24 protein-coding genes are annotated in these 15,890 nt (G+C 69.4%); 10 read left to right on the plus strand and 14 right to left on the minus strand.

Annotation, left to right across the window (positions count from 1 at the left end):
• From ACLBKU_RS13525 to ACLBKU_RS13545, 5 genes are read right to left on the minus strand one after another with little or no spacing between them, the layout of a single operon-like run.
• Entirely contained in the window at positions 1-852 is an 852-nt protein-coding gene (locus tag ACLBKU_RS13525; protein WP_410180076.1) for an enoyl-CoA hydratase-related protein, read from the minus strand.
• On the minus strand, positions 800-1,378 hold the full coding sequence (locus ACLBKU_RS13530; protein WP_410180077.1) for a hypothetical protein: 579 nt from the start codon (positions 1,376-1,378) through the stop codon (positions 800-802). The genes ACLBKU_RS13525 and ACLBKU_RS13530 overlap by 53 nt, the downstream gene beginning before the upstream one ends.
• Before the next feature lie 30 nt (positions 1,379-1,408).
• Entirely contained in the window at positions 1,409-2,464 is a 1,056-nt protein-coding gene (locus ACLBKU_RS13535; protein ID WP_410180078.1) for an enoyl-CoA hydratase/isomerase family protein, read from the minus strand.
• Positions 2,461-2,859: a VOC family protein gene (locus tag ACLBKU_RS13540; protein ID WP_410180079.1), complete on the minus strand. Its 399-nt coding sequence runs from the start codon at positions 2,857-2,859 to the stop codon at positions 2,461-2,463. The genes ACLBKU_RS13535 and ACLBKU_RS13540 overlap by 4 nt, the downstream gene beginning before the upstream one ends.
• Complete coding sequence (locus ACLBKU_RS13545; protein ID WP_410180080.1) at positions 2,856-4,001, minus strand: acyl-CoA dehydrogenase family protein; 1,146 nt, start codon at positions 3,999-4,001, stop codon at positions 2,856-2,858. The genes ACLBKU_RS13540 and ACLBKU_RS13545 overlap by 4 nt, the downstream gene beginning before the upstream one ends.
• A gap of 125 nt (positions 4,002-4,126) precedes the next feature.
• Between ACLBKU_RS13545 and ACLBKU_RS13550 the strand changes: the two genes are divergently transcribed.
• On the plus strand, positions 4,127-4,504 hold the full coding sequence (locus tag ACLBKU_RS13550; protein WP_410180081.1) for a hypothetical protein: 378 nt from the start codon (positions 4,127-4,129) through the stop codon (positions 4,502-4,504).
• On the opposite strand, the gene ACLBKU_RS13555 is transcribed toward ACLBKU_RS13550, so the two are convergent.
• The 7 genes from ACLBKU_RS13555 to pyk all read right to left on the minus strand — a co-directional run bounded on the left by ACLBKU_RS13555 (position 4,494) and on the right by pyk (position 8,536).
• Positions 4,494-5,015, minus strand: a complete 522-nt coding sequence (locus ACLBKU_RS13555) for a DUF1254 domain-containing protein (protein WP_410180082.1) — start codon at positions 5,013-5,015, stop codon at positions 4,494-4,496. The two genes, ACLBKU_RS13550 and ACLBKU_RS13555, sit on opposite strands and share 11 nt — an antisense overlap.
• The gene (locus ACLBKU_RS13560) at positions 5,012-5,614 is read right to left on the minus strand and encodes a DUF1214 domain-containing protein (RefSeq protein WP_410180083.1); all 603 of its coding nucleotides are present in this window, start codon (positions 5,612-5,614) and stop codon (positions 5,012-5,014) included. Before ACLBKU_RS13560 ends, ACLBKU_RS13555 begins: the two co-directional genes overlap by 4 nt.
• Positions 5,611-6,015: a RidA family protein gene (locus ACLBKU_RS13565; protein ID WP_410180084.1), complete on the minus strand. Its 405-nt coding sequence runs from the start codon at positions 6,013-6,015 to the stop codon at positions 5,611-5,613. Before ACLBKU_RS13565 ends, ACLBKU_RS13560 begins: the two co-directional genes overlap by 4 nt.
• Positions 6,012-6,359, minus strand: a complete 348-nt coding sequence (locus tag ACLBKU_RS13570; RefSeq protein ID WP_410180085.1) for an I78 family peptidase inhibitor — start codon at positions 6,357-6,359, stop codon at positions 6,012-6,014. The genes ACLBKU_RS13565 and ACLBKU_RS13570 overlap by 4 nt, the downstream gene beginning before the upstream one ends.
• On the minus strand, positions 6,356-6,673 hold the full coding sequence (locus ACLBKU_RS13575; RefSeq protein ID WP_410180086.1) for an EAL domain-containing protein: 318 nt from the start codon (positions 6,671-6,673) through the stop codon (positions 6,356-6,358). Before ACLBKU_RS13575 ends, ACLBKU_RS13570 begins: the two co-directional genes overlap by 4 nt.
• A 101-nt stretch (positions 6,674-6,774) precedes the next feature.
• Complete coding sequence (locus tag ACLBKU_RS13580; RefSeq protein ID WP_410180087.1) at positions 6,775-6,933, minus strand: hypothetical protein; 159 nt, start codon at positions 6,931-6,933, stop codon at positions 6,775-6,777.
• A gap of 124 nt (positions 6,934-7,057) precedes the next feature.
• Positions 7,058-8,536 carry a pyruvate kinase gene (gene pyk / locus ACLBKU_RS13585; protein WP_410180088.1) on the minus strand — a complete coding sequence of 493 codons (1,479 nt, stop codon included), beginning with the start codon at positions 8,534-8,536 and terminating at the stop codon, positions 7,058-7,060.
• Between the two features lie 65 nt (positions 8,537-8,601).
• Here pyk and ACLBKU_RS13590 point away from each other — a divergent pair, with 65 nt between their 5' ends.
• From ACLBKU_RS13590 to ACLBKU_RS13605, 4 genes are all read left to right on the plus strand, one after another.
• Positions 8,602-8,913, plus strand: coding sequence for a DUF1244 domain-containing protein (locus ACLBKU_RS13590; RefSeq protein ID WP_410180089.1), 312 nt, complete (start codon positions 8,602-8,604; stop codon positions 8,911-8,913).
• Positions 8,914-8,994: 81 nt separating this feature from the next.
• Positions 8,995-9,240 carry a DUF2312 domain-containing protein gene (locus tag ACLBKU_RS13595; protein WP_141457352.1) on the plus strand — a complete coding sequence of 82 codons (246 nt, stop codon included), beginning with the start codon at positions 8,995-8,997 and terminating at the stop codon, positions 9,238-9,240.
• A 111-nt stretch (positions 9,241-9,351) separates the two neighbouring features.
• The gene (locus tag ACLBKU_RS13600) at positions 9,352-9,699 is read left to right on the plus strand and encodes a heavy metal-binding domain-containing protein (protein ID WP_410180090.1); all 348 of its coding nucleotides are present in this window, start codon (positions 9,352-9,354) and stop codon (positions 9,697-9,699) included.
• 50 nt (positions 9,700-9,749) lie between these two features.
• Complete coding sequence (locus ACLBKU_RS13605; RefSeq protein WP_410180091.1) at positions 9,750-10,154, plus strand: N-acetyltransferase family protein; 405 nt, start codon at positions 9,750-9,752, stop codon at positions 10,152-10,154.
• Here the strand turns inward: ACLBKU_RS13605 and ACLBKU_RS13610 are convergent.
• Entirely contained in the window at positions 10,151-10,855 is a 705-nt protein-coding gene (locus ACLBKU_RS13610) for a type II CAAX prenyl endopeptidase Rce1 family protein (protein ID WP_410180092.1), read from the minus strand. The genes ACLBKU_RS13605 and ACLBKU_RS13610 overlap by 4 nt on opposite strands.
• Positions 10,856-10,935: 80 nt before the next feature.
• Between ACLBKU_RS13610 and ACLBKU_RS13615 the strand changes: the two genes are divergently transcribed.
• The 4 genes from ACLBKU_RS13615 (at position 10,936) to ACLBKU_RS13630 (ending at position 13,648) form a co-directional block, all read left to right on the plus strand.
• Positions 10,936-11,679, plus strand: a complete 744-nt coding sequence (locus ACLBKU_RS13615; RefSeq protein WP_410180093.1) for a YebC/PmpR family DNA-binding transcriptional regulator — start codon at positions 10,936-10,938, stop codon at positions 11,677-11,679.
• Positions 11,680-11,800: 121 nt separating this feature from the next.
• A complete protein-coding gene (ruvC, locus tag ACLBKU_RS13620) occupies positions 11,801-12,274 on the plus strand; it encodes a crossover junction endodeoxyribonuclease RuvC (protein ID WP_410180094.1) in 474 nt (157 codons plus the stop codon).
• A 16-nt stretch (positions 12,275-12,290) separates the two neighbouring features.
• Entirely contained in the window at positions 12,291-12,638 is a 348-nt protein-coding gene (locus ACLBKU_RS13625; protein ID WP_410180095.1) for an arsenate reductase, read from the plus strand.
• Entirely contained in the window at positions 12,617-13,648 is a 1,032-nt protein-coding gene (locus ACLBKU_RS13630) for a glycerophosphodiester phosphodiesterase family protein (RefSeq protein WP_410180096.1), read from the plus strand. Before ACLBKU_RS13625 ends, ACLBKU_RS13630 begins: the two co-directional genes overlap by 22 nt.
• 86 nt (positions 13,649-13,734) lie before the next feature.
• Here the strand turns inward: ACLBKU_RS13630 and ubiG are convergent, their stop codons facing one another.
• Positions 13,735-14,472: a bifunctional 2-polyprenyl-6-hydroxyphenol methylase/3-demethylubiquinol 3-O-methyltransferase UbiG gene (gene ubiG / locus ACLBKU_RS13635; RefSeq protein ID WP_410180097.1), complete on the minus strand. Its 738-nt coding sequence runs from the start codon at positions 14,470-14,472 to the stop codon at positions 13,735-13,737.
• A 49-nt stretch (positions 14,473-14,521) separates the two neighbouring features.
• Between ubiG and ACLBKU_RS13640 the strand changes: the two genes are divergently transcribed.
• Positions 14,522-15,793, plus strand: coding sequence for an aspartate kinase (locus ACLBKU_RS13640; protein WP_410180098.1), 1,272 nt, complete (start codon positions 14,522-14,524; stop codon positions 15,791-15,793).
• Positions 15,794-15,890: the final 97 nt, after the last annotated feature.

Below are 15,890 nucleotides of genomic sequence, written 5' to 3' on the forward strand. Positions count from 1 at the left end.
TTAGCGCCCCTTCCACTGCCCCTCGCGCTTTTCGATGAAGGCGGCCATCCCTTCCGCCTTGTCCTCGGACGCGGTGAGGATCTGGAAGATCCTGCGCTCTACGATCAGGCCCTGATCGAGCGTCATCTCGAAGGCCGAGTTCACCATCTCCTTGTTGGCGATGGTCGCCATCGGCGGCATCGCGGCGATCGTTGCGGCGGTCTTGAGGGTCTCGGCGATCAGCTCCTCGTGCGGCACCACGCGCGCGACGAGGTTGCTGCGCTCGGCCTCCTCGGCGCCCATCATCCGGCCGGTGAGGCACATCTCCATCGACTTCGACTTGCCGATCGCCCGGGTCAGCCGCTGCGAGCCGCCCATGCCGGGGGCAACGCCGAGCTTGATCTCGGGCTGGCCGAACTTCGCCTTGTCGGACGCGATGATGAAGTCCGCCATCATCGCAAGCTCGCACCCGCCGCCCAGCGCAAAGCCGTTGACGGCCGCGATCCACGGCTTCCTCGTCTTCTTGACGATCTCGGAGGTCCAGGGGCTGAAGAAATCGTCGAGGTAGAAATCGGCCGCGGGCTTGTCGGCCATCTCCTTGATGTCGGCACCGGCGGCGAAAGCCTTGTCGCCGCTGCCGGTCAGGATCGCGCACAGCTGGCTCGGGTCGGCCTGATAGGCGGCGAAGGCATCGATCAGCTCGGCGAGCACCTGCGAATTGAGCGCGTTCAGCGCCTGCGGGCGATTGAGGGTGATGAGCGTGACGCCCTTCGTGCCCCGGGCGTCGGTCTCGACGAGGATGGTTTCGTAGCTGCTCAATTCATTTCTCCTTGTCCTCGTCGGTCGGCCGGGTTCCGGCGTCCAACGGCGCATCGCCGAGAAGCACGTCCCATCCGTAATCATAGCGGCGGTCGCAGTGCACCGCGTCCGCGGGCTCGAAGCTCACGCCCTTGACCCGCTGCCGGTCGGTCGGGTCGCCGCGCAGGCCCTTGCCCTTGACGAAGGCGCGCGGCGCGCTCCCCCAGCGGCCGGAGATCGCCTCGCCCTCGAGCTGGTACTCGACCTCGCCAAGCCGATCGACACGGTAGAGCGCCATGCCGGTCTGCCGCCATTCGGTGCGCTGTCGGCGCTCGCGCCGGTTCTTGAAGCTCTCGCCCTCGGTGAGCTCGAGTGTATCGCCACCGCGGCGGGTGAGGATCAGGCTGGCGTAGTGGATGCCCGAATAGGACAGCTGCACGCTCTCGCCCTCCCCAGCGCGCACCACCAGCTCGCGCAGGCAAACCGTGGCGGGGCCGTGGGTGGTGAAGGCCTCCGCCGGACCCAATTCGGCATCGTTGACTGTCCGCGCAGGCGGCGCGGCCTGAAGCGCAAGCGCGAGCAGGGCAAGGGCGTCGATCATCGTCGGGCTGGCCGGACCATAGAACCGCGCTCAGCGCGGGCGCCACTCTTCATTTTCGGGCAGGGGCGCGAAGATCGCGTCGAGGAGCTCCTCGGTGACCTCCTCGGGCGTGGCGGGGTTCCACTTGGGGTCGCCAGTCTTGTCGACGATCACCGCGCGCACCCCTTCGGCAAAGTCGGGGCGGGTGAGCACGCGTGATGCGATGCGGTATTCCATGCGCATATTGTCGGCGAAGTCCGTCAGACTGGCGCTTTCGGCGAGCTGGCGCAGCGCCACCTTGCAGGTCTGCGGGCTCTTGGTGCCGAGCGTGTCGCGCTCGGTCGCGGCCCAGTGGTCGCCGCCTTCGGCCGCAGCCTCGAGGCTGGCGAGGATGTCCTCGTAGCGATCCGAGGCGAAGTGCTTGGCGATGGTCGCCGCATTGGCCTCGATCCGCGCCTTGGGCGGGGTGCCCACCGGCTCGGCGAGGATGCCGGCGATGCGGTCGGGATGATCGTGGATGCGCGCCTTGATATCCTCGAGCATCTCGTGCGGCAGGTAATGCGTCGCGAGCCCCGTCCACAGGCACTCCGCCCCGTCGAGCCGCGCGCCGGTGAGCGCGAGGAACTGCCCGAGCCGCTGGCCGAGCCGCGACAGGTACCAGCCGCCGCCGACGTCGGGGAACAGGCCGATGCCGGTCTCGGGCATGGCGAAACGGGTGTTCTCGGTCGCGACGCGGAACTTCGCGGGCTGCGAGATGCCGACGCCCCCGCCCATCGTGATGCCGTCCATGAAGGCGACGATGGGCTTGGCATAGGTGAACATCTGGTGGTTGAGCTGGTATTCGTCGTGGAAGAACTTCCGCCCCGAAACCCCGCCGTCGCTCAGCGCCGAATCCCTGAGGAAGGCGATGTCGCCCCCGGCGCAGAAGCCACGGCCCTCGGCATGGTCGAGGATCACCGCCTTGATCGCGTCATCCTGCGCCCACTCGCTCAGGGCCGCGCTCATCGCGTGGCACATCGGCAGCGTCAGCGCGTGGATCGCCTTGGGGCGATTGAGGCTGATGTGGCCGATCGGGCCGTTGGTGCGGATCAGGACGTCGTCGGTCATTGCCCCTGTTCTTTCGGTTCGATCAGGTCCCAGCGGTTGCCGAAAGGATCGCTGAAGACAGCCACCGTGCCATAGCTCTCGCGGCGCGGCGCTTCATGGAAATTCACCCCGGCCGCGACGAGGCGTGCCTGGGTGCCTGCGAAATCATCGGTGTGGGCGAAAAAGCCGACCCGCCCGCCGGTCTGGTTGCCGATCGCGGCGGCCTGCGCCTCGTTCGCGGCCCTGGCTAGGAGCAGCCGCCCGCCATCCCTGCCACCGACCACCACCCAGCGCTTGCCACCGCCCATGTCGCTGTCCTCGAGGAGGTCGAAGCCGAGCGCGCCGACGCAGAAGGCGATCCCCGCGTCGTAATCGGGCACCACCAGCGTCGTCATGGCAAGGCGGGCGCCGCTCACTGGCGCAGCAGGTCCCGGCCCACGACCATGCGCATCACCTGGTTGGTGCCCTCGAGGATCGAGTGGACCCTGAGGTCGCGCCAGAAGCGCTCGATCGGATAGTCCTGGAGGTAGCCGTAGCCGCCGAACAGCTGGAGCGCGCGGTCGACGATCGCGCTGCCGTTGTCGGTCGCGAGACGCTTGGCCATCGCGCTGAACCGCGTCTTGTCGGGCGCGTTGTCGGTGACCTTGGCCGCCGCGAGGTAGAGCAGCGCGCGCGCCGCCTCGAGATCGGTCGCCATGTCGGCGAGCATGAACTGGGTGTTCTGGAAATCGGCAACCGCCTGCCCGAACTGCTTGCGCTCCTTGGTATAGCGGATCGCCTCGTCGAGGCACCTTTGCGCGCCGCCCAGCGAGCAGGCGCCGATGTTGAGGCGCCCGCCGTCGAGCCCCATCATCGCGATGCGGAAACCCTCGCCCTCGGCGCCGACGAGGTTCTCCACCGGCACACGCACGTCCTCGAGGATCAGCTGCGCGGTCGGCTGCGAGTGCCAGCCGAGCTTCTTCTCCTGCGCGCCGAAGCTGACGCCGGGCATGTCCTTCTCGATCACGACGCAGGAGATGCCCTTGGGGCCGTCCTCGCCGGTGCGAACCATCGCGACATAGACCTCGTTCGCGCCCGCGCCCGAGATGAACTGCTTGGTGCCGTTGAGCACGTAGTGGTCGCCGTCGCGCCGCGCCGTGGTGCGCAGCGCCGCCGCGTCCGAGCCGCTCGAGGGCTCGGTGAGGCAGTAGCTCGCGATCCGCTCCATCGTCACGAGGCTGGGGAGATACTTCGCCTTGACGGTGTCGCCGCCGAAGCGGTCGATCATCCAGGCGGCCATGTTGTGGATCGAGATGAAGGCGCTGGTCGAGGGGCAGCCATAGGCCATCGCCTCCATGATGAGCGCCGCCTCGAGCCGCCCGAGCCCGATCCCGCCCGATTCCTCCGACACGTAGATCGCGCCGAAGCCGAGCTCCGCGCTCTTCTGGATCACGTCGCGGGGGAAGATGTGCTTCTCGTCCCACTCCGCGGCGTGGGGCGTGATCGCGTCGGCGGTGAAGCGCCGGGCGACGTCCTGGATGGCGAGCTGGTCGTCGGTAAGCTGGAATTGTCCGGTCATGGCGGGTGCTCTAGCGGCTGAGGGCGCGGGGGAAAAGGGCGAGACGCCGCGGGCGCTTGAGGATTTTTGCTAGGGCCGTGGAGCGGCGCAGAAACCCCGTGGCGGAAGCCTGCGTATCCAGCGGGATGACATCCCGTTCCCCGACCCTGATCTGCGTCTACAACGCCGACGGCGGCCTCGCGCAGGCGCTCGTCGACATGGTCCACAAGATCGTCCGCCCGGCGAGCTACCCCTGCTCGCTCTGCGCGCTGACCTACGGTGCCCTCGCGATGCGCGGCGAGTGGAAGCGGACGCTCGAACGGCTCGGGCTGCCGGTGCTGTTCCTCTATCGCGACGAGTTCCGTGAAGTGCTCGACACCCGCGACCTGCCGCTGCCGGTGGTGCTGCTCGGCGGCGAGGCGGGGCCGCCCGAAGTGCTGGTGAGCGCCGCCGAATTGGGTGTGCTGCCCGATCTCGCGGCGCTGATCGCGCTCGTCGAGGCGCGGGTCGCGGTCAGCCGCTGACCGTCTCGAGCCGGCAGGCATCGGCCTCGCCCGCGCGGACGGCGGCGGCGAAGCGCGCGGCGTCGGGCGCGAGGCGGCGGATCAGGATCACGCCGCGCGCGCTCGGGCTGACGATCGCACCGGCTGCGGGGGTGCTGCCCGGCGGCAGGAGGCGCACGCTCACCGCCCGCCCGGTGCCGCGCAGGGTCGCGAAATTGTCGGTCTGCGCGTCGAAGAAGGCGAGCGACTGGTAGTCGGGCCAGGCGCCCATCATGACCGTCAGACGGCTGCCCTCCGCCCCGAGGTCGTAGCGGCACAGCGCGTAGTAGAGGTCGGGCGAAGAGCGCACCACCTGCTGGCTCTGCGGGGTGACGCGCTGCGGCCGGGTGAAGGCGTGGAGCGCCACGCCCCGCTCGGCGAGCGCGGCCATTGCGCGGTCCATGATGACGGCCGGCGCGAAGTGCAGCGTGAGTGCGTGCGCCGCCACGGCGCTGACGAGCAGCGCGGCCAGCGGACCGAACAGGCGCCTCATGCCGCGCCCTCGCAGGCAATCCGCTCGACCCGGGGAGGGACGAGCACGGCATCGGGGTCCGCGAGCAAGCCAGCGCTCGGCATGTAGAGCCTGAGCGTCAGATCGAAGGTCTCCGCTCCCCGGCTCGAAATCCACGGGGTTCCGTCGGAGGGCCGCTGCGGCGCGATCGAGACTGCCCAGGCGCCCGGCCCGGCGCGCTCGGCGTCGATGCTCAGCGCATCGTCGGTGTTGTCGGGGAGCATGCTGCGCCCGTCGTAGAGCGTCACCGACCACCACCCGGCGGGCATCGGGCCGCCCGAGAGGCGATAGACGCAGTCCTCGCTCAAGGGTGCCCCGGCATCGTCGGCGGCGCGGGTGAAATAGACCGCCTCGGTCCTGGCGAGGGCGAGCAGGCCGTGGCGCGCGACCCGGGCGCGGGTGTAGGGGTCGGCGGCCTTCGATCCGATCGCGAAGTCGCTGCGCCAGCCCCGCACCTCGACATCGCCGAAGGCCATCGCCCGGCCCGGCGGCCACAGCCCCGCCATCGCCAGCGCGCTGCCGATGCCGAGCGCCGCGCCCCCCAGCACGGCGCCGATGTAGAGAGCCGCGCGCCGCATCATCTCCCGGCGATCACCGCCTCGGCCTCGATCTCGACCTTCCATTCCGGGCGGCACAGCCACGCGACCCCCGCCATCGTCGCGGCGGGCTTGGCGGCGCCGAAGAAGCGGGCGTGGACCGCGCCGACCGCGTCCTGGTCGGCGGGGTCGGTGAGCAGCATCCGCGTGCGCACCACGTCGGCCGCACGCCCGCCGAGCGCCTCGATCGCGGCAATGATGATCGTGCAGCAGCGCGTCGCCTGCTCCGCCGCCCCGCCCGGGGTGGTCGAACCGTCGGGCTCGACCGGACCGGTGCCGGCGACGATGATGCGGTTGCCCTCGCGCACCGCTCGGGCGAAGCCGAACAGGTCCTCGTAGGGCGAGCCCGAGGTGGTCCGCGCGCGCCCGCTCTGCGTCGTGCTCATCCGCAGGTAATCTCGGTGATCTTCATCTCGGCGTTGTAGCGCACGTTCACCCGGTCCTCGCGGTAGTCCATCGTCCAGGCGCCGTTCGGCGGGCCCCAGCGCAGGGTGCGCGCGCCCGCGTCCTTGAGGATCGCCTCGCCCATGCCCTGGGTCGCGCTGTGGCCGATATGGCCCTGCGCCGCGGCGGCGTTGCACACCATCGGAGCGCCCGGCGGCGGGGGCGGGGGCACGGCCTCGGCGACCCGGTCGCCACCCCCGTCGCTGTCGCCGATGCTCACCACGCAGCCCGACAGGCCGATCGTCGCCAGTGCCGCGAGGGCGGCGCGCGTTGCAGCTTTGCTCATGCCGATGATCTCCGCTTCTCTCCTCCCGCCTGACTATCAGGCCGCGCGGGCGATGCAAAGGCGGCCGCTGCGATCAGGGGCGCGCGCCGCGGGGCTGCCTTGAAGCGCACCAGCATCGCATCGCCGCGGTCTACATACGCCTGGGCGACGAACATCCGGTCGATCTTGAGCTCCGAGAGGGACAGCAGCTCGAGGTAGTTGAGCGCCGACGTCCCGGTGCCGTAATCGTCCATCGCAATGCGGATGCCGGTCGCGCGGAAGCGTTCCAGCGCGGCGATCGCGGCGGCGGTTCCGGGGCGGATCAGCTCGCGCACCCCGCCATCGCGGGTCGAGGCCTCTCTCGGGGAGCACGATCATGCTGCTGGCAGCCCATCCGCTGGCGGCACAGGACGCGCACGACCGGACTGATCCGGCCTCACAGGTGACGCGCGAGGCCGCCGCGACGGGCGAGGCGCTCGATGTCGGCGCGATCGTGACCGACGGTCTCACCGTGCTCGACCGCGCCGCCTTCGCCCCGGTCGTCGAACTCTTCGCCGGACGGCACGCTCGCCTCGAGCGGCGCCGGTTTCCGCACCGACCTCTCCCGCGACCTCGACCTCGGCTTCGAGATCGCCGTCCCGCTCACCGAGGACCGCTACGACACCGGCGACCACAGCCCGCGGCTCAACCTCAGGGTCAGCCAGTCGTTCTGAGCGGGGCTAGGCCTCGCCCTTGTGCTTCTCGAGCTCGTCGCCGCTGACCGTCACCACGTGGAGCAGGTTGGTCGCCCCGGGCGTGCCGAAGGGCACCCCGGCGAGCACGATCAGCTTGGCCCCGGCGGCGGCGAACTTGTGGCGCAGCGCCATGCGCTTGCCCTTGCCGATCATCTCCTCGAAGCTGCCGATGTCCTTGGTCGCGACCGCATAGGCGCCCCACAGCAGTGCCGCCCGCCGCGCGGTGCGGATCGAGGGGGTGAGCACCAGCACCGGGGTCGCGGGCCGCTCGCGCGCCACCCTGCGGGCGGTCGAACCGCTCGCAGTGAAGACCGTGATCGCGCTGATCGGGACGGTGTCGGCGATGGTCATGCAGGCATGCGCGAGCGCGTCGGAGGTGGTCGCATCGGGCGGCGTCTCGAGGAAGCGCACCCGCGCCTTGTAGCCCTCGTCGGCCTCGACCTGAACCGCGATGCGGTCCATCATCGCGACCGATTCCTCGGGCCATGCCCCCGCCGCGCTCTCGGCCGAGAGCATCACCGCGTCGGCCCCGTCATAGACCGCGTTGGCGACGTCGGAGACCTCGGCGCGGGTCGGAGTCGGCGCCTCGATCATGCTCTCGAGCATCTGCGTGGCGACGATCACCGGCTTGCCCGCGCGGCGCGACATGCTGACGATCTTCTTCTGGAGCGGCGGCACCTCGTAGGGCTCGAGCTCGACCCCGAGGTCACCGCGCGCGACCATGATCCCGTCGGCGAGTTCGATGATCGCATCCAGCCGCTCGACCGCCTTGGGCTTCTCGATCTTGGCGCAGATCGCGGTGCCGTGGGTGCCGATCAGCTTGCGCGCCTCGGCGATGTCCTCGGGCCGCTGCACGAAGGAGAGCGCGATCCAGTCCGCACCGTGCTCGGTAGCAAAGGCGAGGTCGCGGCGGTCCTTCTCGGTCAGCGCCGGGATCGGCACCTCGGCATCGGGGACGTTGACGCCCTTGCGGTCGGAGATCACCCCGCCGACTTCCGCGCTGCACAGGATGCGGTCGTCGTCCGCCTCGAGCACCTTCAGGCGGATCTTGCCGTCGTTGATGAGCAAGCGCTGCCCACGCTCCATGATCCCGAACAGCTCGGGATGCGGCAGGCACACGCGGTTGTGATCGCCGGGGGTCTCGTCCCGGTCGAGCACGAAGTGGGCCGAGTGGCGGATCACCGCCTGCCCCTCCTTGAAGGTGCCGACCCGGAGCTTGGGCCCCTGGAGGTCGGCGAGGATCGCGATCGGCCGGGCGAACTGCTTCTCGAGCGCGCGGATCGCTTGCACCGCCGCCTCGTGATCGGCATGGGCGCCGTGGCTCATGTTGAGGCGGAAGGCGTCCGCCCCGGCGCGCACCAGCCGTTCGAGCATCTCGGGCGAGCGGCTCGCCGGGCCGATGGTGGCGAGAATCTTGACCTTGCGGCCGCGCGGGTCGATCCGTGACTGATCGCGTCGTGACATTTCTGGCAATCCCTCTTCGATCCGGCCTATGGCACAGGCGAATTTCAACTCAAGGAAAAGCCGCGATGAATAGCAATGCCGATCCGCTCGACAGCCTCGACGACGCACAGGCCGCCGCCGCCTTCCGCCGCCTCGTGCGCCACCTGAGGCACCGCCACGATGCGCAGAACATCGAGCTGATGGGCCTCGCCGGGTTCTGCCGCAACTGCCTCGCCGACTGGATTCGCGAGGCCGGCTACGAAGGCGACAACGAGGCGGCGCGCGCGGTCATCCACGGGATGCCCAGCGCCGAGTGGAAGGAGCGGTTCCAGTCGCCCGCCACCCCCGAGCAGCTTGCCCGGATGGAAGCGAGTGTCGCGAAGAACGCACAGGATTAATTCGCGCGCCCTGTTCAATCGGCGAGGGCCGCTGGCTATCGCACCGGCCAACCGATTCTCACTTCCTATGGAGCTTCCCCCATGGCTGACAACGCCAACGCCACCGACGACCGTCTGCGCCTGCTGATCGAGCGCATCGAACGCCTCGAAGAAGAAAAGAAGGGCATCGCCGACGACATCCGCGACGTCTACATGGAAGCGAAGGCCGTCGGCTATGATCCCAAGATCATGCGCCAGATCGTGCGCTTGCGGAAGATGAAGCCCGACGACCGCAGCGAACAGGACATGCTGCTCGAGACCTACAAGAACGCGCTGGGCATGGGGTGACGGCAAGGTTCCGGCCCTCGCAAGTTCACATAGTTCATACGGTACGGACAGTCTGGCACCTGTGAACTAAGTGTGTTATTCGTTTAATACACTCGCTAAGGAGAGGCAGCCATGACATCCCCCTGGAAAGACGCGCGCGGCGTCATCGTCAGCACCACCCCGATGCTCGAGGGGCACCCGATCCAGGAATATTGCGGCATCGTCACCGGCGAGGTGATCGTCGGCGCCAACCTGTTCCGCGACCTCTTCGCGGGCATCCGCGACATCGTCGGCGGGCGCTCGGGCTCCTATGAGCGCATCCTCGCCGACGCGCGCAGGCAGGCGATCGAGGAATTGCAGGCCGAGGCCGCCGCGCTCGGCGGCAACGCGGTGGTGGGGGTCGACCTCGACTACGAGGTGATCGGCCCCAACGGCTCGATGCTGATGGTGTCGGCGAGCGGGACGGCGGTGAGGGTCTGACCGACACCGTCCGCCGTCTCCTGTCCGGCGACCTTGCAGGGTTCCGGGCGATGAACCGCGTCTTCGCGCAAGGTTTCGACGACGCCGAGACCTATGCCGCCGCTCCGCCCGGCGAGGCCTGGGCGGCGCGCTGGCTCGCCAACCCCGACCACGTCGCGCTGATCGCCGAGATTGCGGACGAGCCGGTCGGCGCGCTCGCCGCCTACGTGCTGCCGAAATACGAGCAGGCGCGGAGCGAGATCTACATCTACGACCTCGCGGTGCTCGAGAGCGCGCGGCGGCAGGGCGTCGCCACGGCGCTGATCGATCACCTCCGCGCCATCGCCCGCGAGGTCGGCGCCTGGACGATCTTCGTGCAGGCCGACATCGTCCCCGAGGACGAGCCCGCGCGCCGGCTCTACCGCAAGCTCGCCTGGGAGGAGATCACCGCCCTCCACTTCGACATCGCGCCCTAGACGCCGGACAGGATGACGCACACCAGGGCGAGGTTGTAGGCCGAGTGCTGCACGATCGCGGCGCGCAGGCCGAGGCGGGTGCGGGTGTAGGCGAGCAGCATTCCGCCGACCATCAGCGGCGCGACGACCACCACGCCCAGCGGGCTGGTCAGCGCAGTGAAGCGCCCGAGGTGGACCAGCCCGAAGACCACGGCCGAGCCCCACACCATCCAGCGGAACCGGGCGATGAACCACGCGGGCAGCTCCGCGTCGCGATGCCGCGTGAAGCCCCACTGGATGAGGCCGGCAAACGCCGTCGCCACGCCGAAAAGCGCGATCAGGCGCCCGCCGCCGCTCCCAACCACATAGCCCGCAACGAACAGCGCCAGCGCCGCGAAGCCGAAGGCCGCGAAGCGCAGCGCGGCCCTGCGCCCGCTCAGCCAGCCGCGATGCAGCGGCTCCTCGATCAGGGGGGCGAGCAGGATGTATTCGAACACCTGCCGCGGGCCGAGCCCCGGCTCCTGCAGCCCTTCGGGCAGCACGCCGCTCGAGCCCAGCGCGAGTTCGAGCAGTCCGGCAGGCAGGAGGACGCCCACCAGGTTGAGCACGATCATCGTTGCCAGCGTGACCCCGAACCCCGGACCCCACGCCATCGCCCGCGGGGCGTAGGTCGGCCGGAGCATGAACCGCGCCACGTCCGCCAGCCGCTTGCGCAGGCCCATCGCGCCCCCGCTTGCGCCCGGCGCATCTGACGGAGTAAGGGCCGCCCTCGCATCTCCAACATTTCCGGTGACATCGTCCAATGGCAGGCCATTCCAAGTTCAAGAACATCATGCATCGCAAGGGTGCGCAGGACAAGAAACGCGCCGCGATGTTCTCCAAGCTTTCCCGCGAGATCACCGTCGCGGCGAAGATGGGCATGCCCGATCCCGACATGAACCCGCGCCTGCGCCTCGCGGTCAACGCCGCCAAGGCGCAGTCGATGCCCAAGGACAACATCCAGCGCGCCATCGACAAGGCCTCGCAGGTCGGCGGCGAGGACTACATCGAGATCCGCTACGAGGGCTATGGCCCCGGCGGCGTCGCGCTGATCGTCGAGGCGCTGACCGACAACCGCAACCGCACCGCCACCAACGTGCGCACCGCCTTCAGCAAGAACGGCGGCAACCTCGGCTCGGAGGGCTCGGTGAGCCACGGCTTCGAGCGCCGCGGGCTGATCGAATACTCGGCCAGCGTCGGCGACGAGGAGACGGTCCTCGAAGCCGCGATCGAGGCGGGTGCGGACGATGTCGAGAGCTCCGAGGACGGCCACACCATCTGGACCGCCGCCGACGCGCTCCACGGCGTCGCCGGCGAGCTCGAGAAGGTGCTCGGCCCGGCCGACAACGTGAAGCTCGCGTGGAAGCCGGTGCTGAGCGTCGAGGTCGGGGAGGAGACCGCGGGCACGCTGATGAAGCTCATCGACACGCTCGACGACGACGACGACGTGCAGACCGTCTGGGGCAATTACGAGATCCCCGACGCGGTGCTGGAAAAGCTCTCCTGATGCGGCTCCCCTCCCGCTTGCCCCCGGCTCGGGGGCCGGGGCGGGTATCGGGGCTGGGGGTGGGCCTGCGCCTGTCCCTTTCCCGCCCCCCGGCCCCCTCCCACGAACGGGAGGGGGGGAATTGCTGATCCTCGGCCTCGACCCCTCGCTGTCCTCGACCGGCTGGGGCGTGATCCGGGCCGAAGGCGCGCGGCTGACGCACATCGCCAACGGGCAGGTCCGGACCGATCCCGCCGCACCGATGCCGCAGCGCCTCGCGACGCTGGCCGAGGGAGTTGCGGCGGTGATCGCCGAATACCGCCCGACCCGCGCGGCGGCCGAGGAGGTCTTCGCCAACAAGAACGCGCAGTCGACGTTGAAGCTCGCGCAGGCGCGCGGCGCGGTGCTGGCGGCCTGCGGCAGCGCCGGGCTCGCGGTCAACGAGCACGCCGCGCGGCTGGTCAAGAAGGCGGTCACCGGCACCGGGGGCGCGGAGAAGCAGCAGGTCGCCGCGATGGTGAAGGTGCTGCTCCCGGGCGTCGCGGTCGCGGGGAGCGACGCGGCGGACGCGCTCGCGGTGGCGATCGCGGACGCGCATCTGGCGAAACCATTCTGAACGGAGATTTGCGAGCGTGATCCACCTCTACGGCATCCCCAATTGCGACACGGTCAAGAAGGCGCGCACCTGGCTCGCGGCGCGCGGCACGGAATACACCTTCCACGACTACAAGAAGGAGGGCGCCGACCCCGAAAGGCTCGCCGGGTGGATCGCCGCCGCGGGGCTCGACCTCGTGGTGAACCGCAAGGGCACGACCTTCCGCGCGCTCCCGGAGGCGGACAAGGCCAAGGCCGCCGACAGTCACAGCGCCGTCGCATTGCTCGTCCAGCAGCCGAGCATCATCAAGCGCCCGATCGTCGAGCATGCCGGGGGCGTGCTGGTCGGCTTCAAGGAAGACGAATGGTCCGCAGCCTTGCCCTGATCGCCGCCCTGCTCCTCGCCGCCCCGCCGGCCGCGGCGAAGGACATGCTGGTCATCGCCCACCGCGGCGCGAGTGCCGAGCGGCCCGAGCACACGCTCGCGGCCTACGAACGCGCGATCGACGAAGGCGCGGACTACATCGAGCCCGACCTCGTCGCCACCAAGGACCTCGTCCTCGTCTCGCGCCACGAGAACGAGCTTTCGGGCACCACCGACGTCGCCACCCGCGAGGAGTTCGAAGACCGCCGCCGCGAGGCGACCATCGACGGCCAGAAAGTCGCCGGGTGGTTTGCCGAGGACTTCACCCTCGCCGAGCTGCGCAGCCTGCGCGCCAAGGAGCGTATCCCGACGCTGCGCCCCGCGAACGCGCGGTTCGACGGGCTCTGGCAGGTGCCGACCCTCGCCGAGATCGTGAAGCTGGTGCGCGCCAAGGAGGCCGAGACGGGCCGGCGGATCGGGATCTACCCCGAATTGAAGCACCCCGAGTTCCTGCTCCAGAACGCCGGGATCGACATGGTCGACCTGCTGCTGCGCGAGTTCCGGCAGCTCGGGATCACGCCCGCCGACCCGGTGTTCGTCCAGAGCTTCGAGGTGGCGCCGCTCCAGCGATTGAAGCAGCGCGGGGGCGGGTTCAAGCTGGTGCAGCTCGTCGCCCCGATCGGCGGCCCGGCGGACGAGCCGGCGATGCGCTATGCCGACATGGTCTCGCCCTCGGGGCTCGCTGAGGTCGCCAAGTATGCCGACGTCGTGGGCGCGCATATCGCGATGGTGCTGAACCCGGACGGCACGCCGACGTCGCTGGTCGCCGACGCGAAGACGGCGGGGCTCGCGGTCCATGCCTGGACGATCCGGCCGGAGAACGAGTTCCTGCCCGAGGCCCTGCGCACCGGCACGGACCCCAGGGGCAAGGGCTGCGGCGATGTCCGGCTGGCGGAGATGCTCAAGGCGACGGGGGTCACGGGCGTGTTCAGCGACGGGCCGCTGAAGGGGCGGAGCTGTCCTTCCAATTGATCGTCACCCCAGCGAAAGCTGGGGCCTAGGGCGGCAAGCGATCTCCCGTGAGGCCCTAGATCCCAGCTTTCGCTGGGATGACGAGGTTAAGCGCGTTTCGCCGACAGGATGTAGTTGAGCGACATATCGTCAGACAGGTGCAGCCCCTTGCCCGGCCGCCACGCGATCCCGCGCGTCGCCGTCACCGCCAGCCCCGCCTCCGCCAGCAGCGCCTCGAGCTCTTCGGGAGTGACGAAATCCTCCCAATGGTGCGTGCCGCGCGGGACATAGCCCACCGCCTCGGCCGCGCCGACCAGCAGGATGCGCGAGGCGGCGGTGCGGTTGGGGGTGCTCATCACCAGCAACCCGCCCGGCGCCAGCCGCGCCGCCACGTCGCGCAGGAAGGCAGGCTTGTCGGCGACGTGCTCGATCACCTCGAGACAGGTGACGAGGTCGAAGGTCCCGATGTCGAGCCCCGCCACCTCGCCCGCCATGTAGCGGATGTCGATGCCGATCCCTTCCGCGTGCGCCGCCGCCGCCGCGACGTTCTCGCCCGCCGCGTCCACACCCGTCACGTTCGCGCCGAGCCGGGCGAGCGGCTCGCACACCAGCCCCGCCCCGCAGCCGATATCGAGCGCGGCCTTGCCCGCCAGCGGCTTCGCGGAGCGCGCCGCGTCAGGCCAGTGCGCGTCGATGGCGTCGCGGATGAAGGCGAGCCGCACCGGATTGACCTGGTGCAGCGAGGCCATCGGCCCCTTGGGATTCCACCAATCGGCCGCCAGCTTTGCGAAAAAATCCGCTTCCTCGGGACGGATGGTAACATTCGAGACGTTTGCGTTTCCCATGAAGCCCTCCTAACAGCGCGCGCGAACACTCACCAGCAGGAGCTTCCTCTTGGCCCGGATCGTGATGAAATTCGGCGGCACCTCGATGGCCGGGACGGAGCGCATCCGGCGCGTCGCCGGGATCGTGCGCGCGCAGGCCGCGCGCGGCGATCAGGTCGCGGTGGTGGTCAGCGCGATGGCCGGCGAGACCGACCGGCTCGTCAATTTCTGCCGCGAGGCCAATCCGCTCTACGACCCCGCCGAATACGACGTCGTCGTCGCCAGCGGCGAGCAGGTGACGAGCGGCCTCCTCGCGCTCACCCTCCAGGCGCTCGGCTGCAAGTCGCGCAGCTGGCTCGGCTGGCAGCTGCCGATCCACACCATCGAAGCCCACGCCAAGGCGCGGGTCGAATCGATCAATGCCGAAGCCCTCATCGCCAGCATGGAAGCGGGCGAGATCGCGGTGATCCCCGGCTTTCAGGGCCTTTCGGACGACAACCGCGTCACCACGCTGGGCCGCGGCGGATCGGACACCTCGGCGGTCGCGGTCGCGGCCGCGATCAAGGCGGACCGCTGCGACATCTACACCGACGTCGACGGCGTCTACACCACCGACCCGCGGATCGTCGCCAAGGCGAAGAAGCAGAAGGCGGTGACCTACGAGGAAATGCTCGAACTCGCCTCGGTCGGCGCCAAGGTGCTCCAGACCCGCTCTGTCGGCCTGGCGATGAAGGAAAAGGTGCGGGTGCAGGTGCTCTCGAGCTTCATCGGCGAGGGCGCACCGCCCGCCGACGACCTGCCCGGAACGATGATCGTTTCCGAAGAGGAAATGGACGAATTGGTGGAGAAGGGTGAAATGGAACGCCAGCTTGTGACCGGCATCGCGCATGACAAGAACGAGGCCAAGGTGATCCTCACCCGCGTGCCCGACCGTCCGGGCGCGGTGGCGAACATCTTCGAGCCGCTGGCGGCGGCCAGCATCAATGTCGACATGATCATCCAGAACGTCGGGCGCGACAAGGGCGAGACCGACGTGACCTTCACCGTGCCCCAGGCCGACCTCGCCCGCGCGCAGGCGCTGCTGGAAGATCGCCGCGACGCGATCGGCTTCAACCGCATCATCACCGACAGCAAGATCGCCAAGATCAGCGTCGTCGGGGTCGGCATGAAGAGCCACGCCGGCGTCGCCTCCTCGATGTTCCGCGCGCTGTCGGAGCGCGGGATCAACATCCAGGCGATCTCGACCTCCGAGATCAAGATCAGCGTGATGATCGACGAGGACGAGACCGAGCTTGCCGTGCGCGTGCTGCACACGGCGTACGGCCTTGACGCGGTTAGCTGAAATTCAAGTCTCTCACCCAAATTAACTATATAGAGTTACTGCGCCTTAACCCTTGAGGCCGGACTGTGCGCCCCGTCATCCTCGCGGACGAAAGGCG

The organism is Erythrobacter sp. NE805, from assembly GCF_046452355.1.
Classification (GTDB): domain Bacteria; phylum Pseudomonadota; class Alphaproteobacteria; order Sphingomonadales; family Sphingomonadaceae; genus Erythrobacter.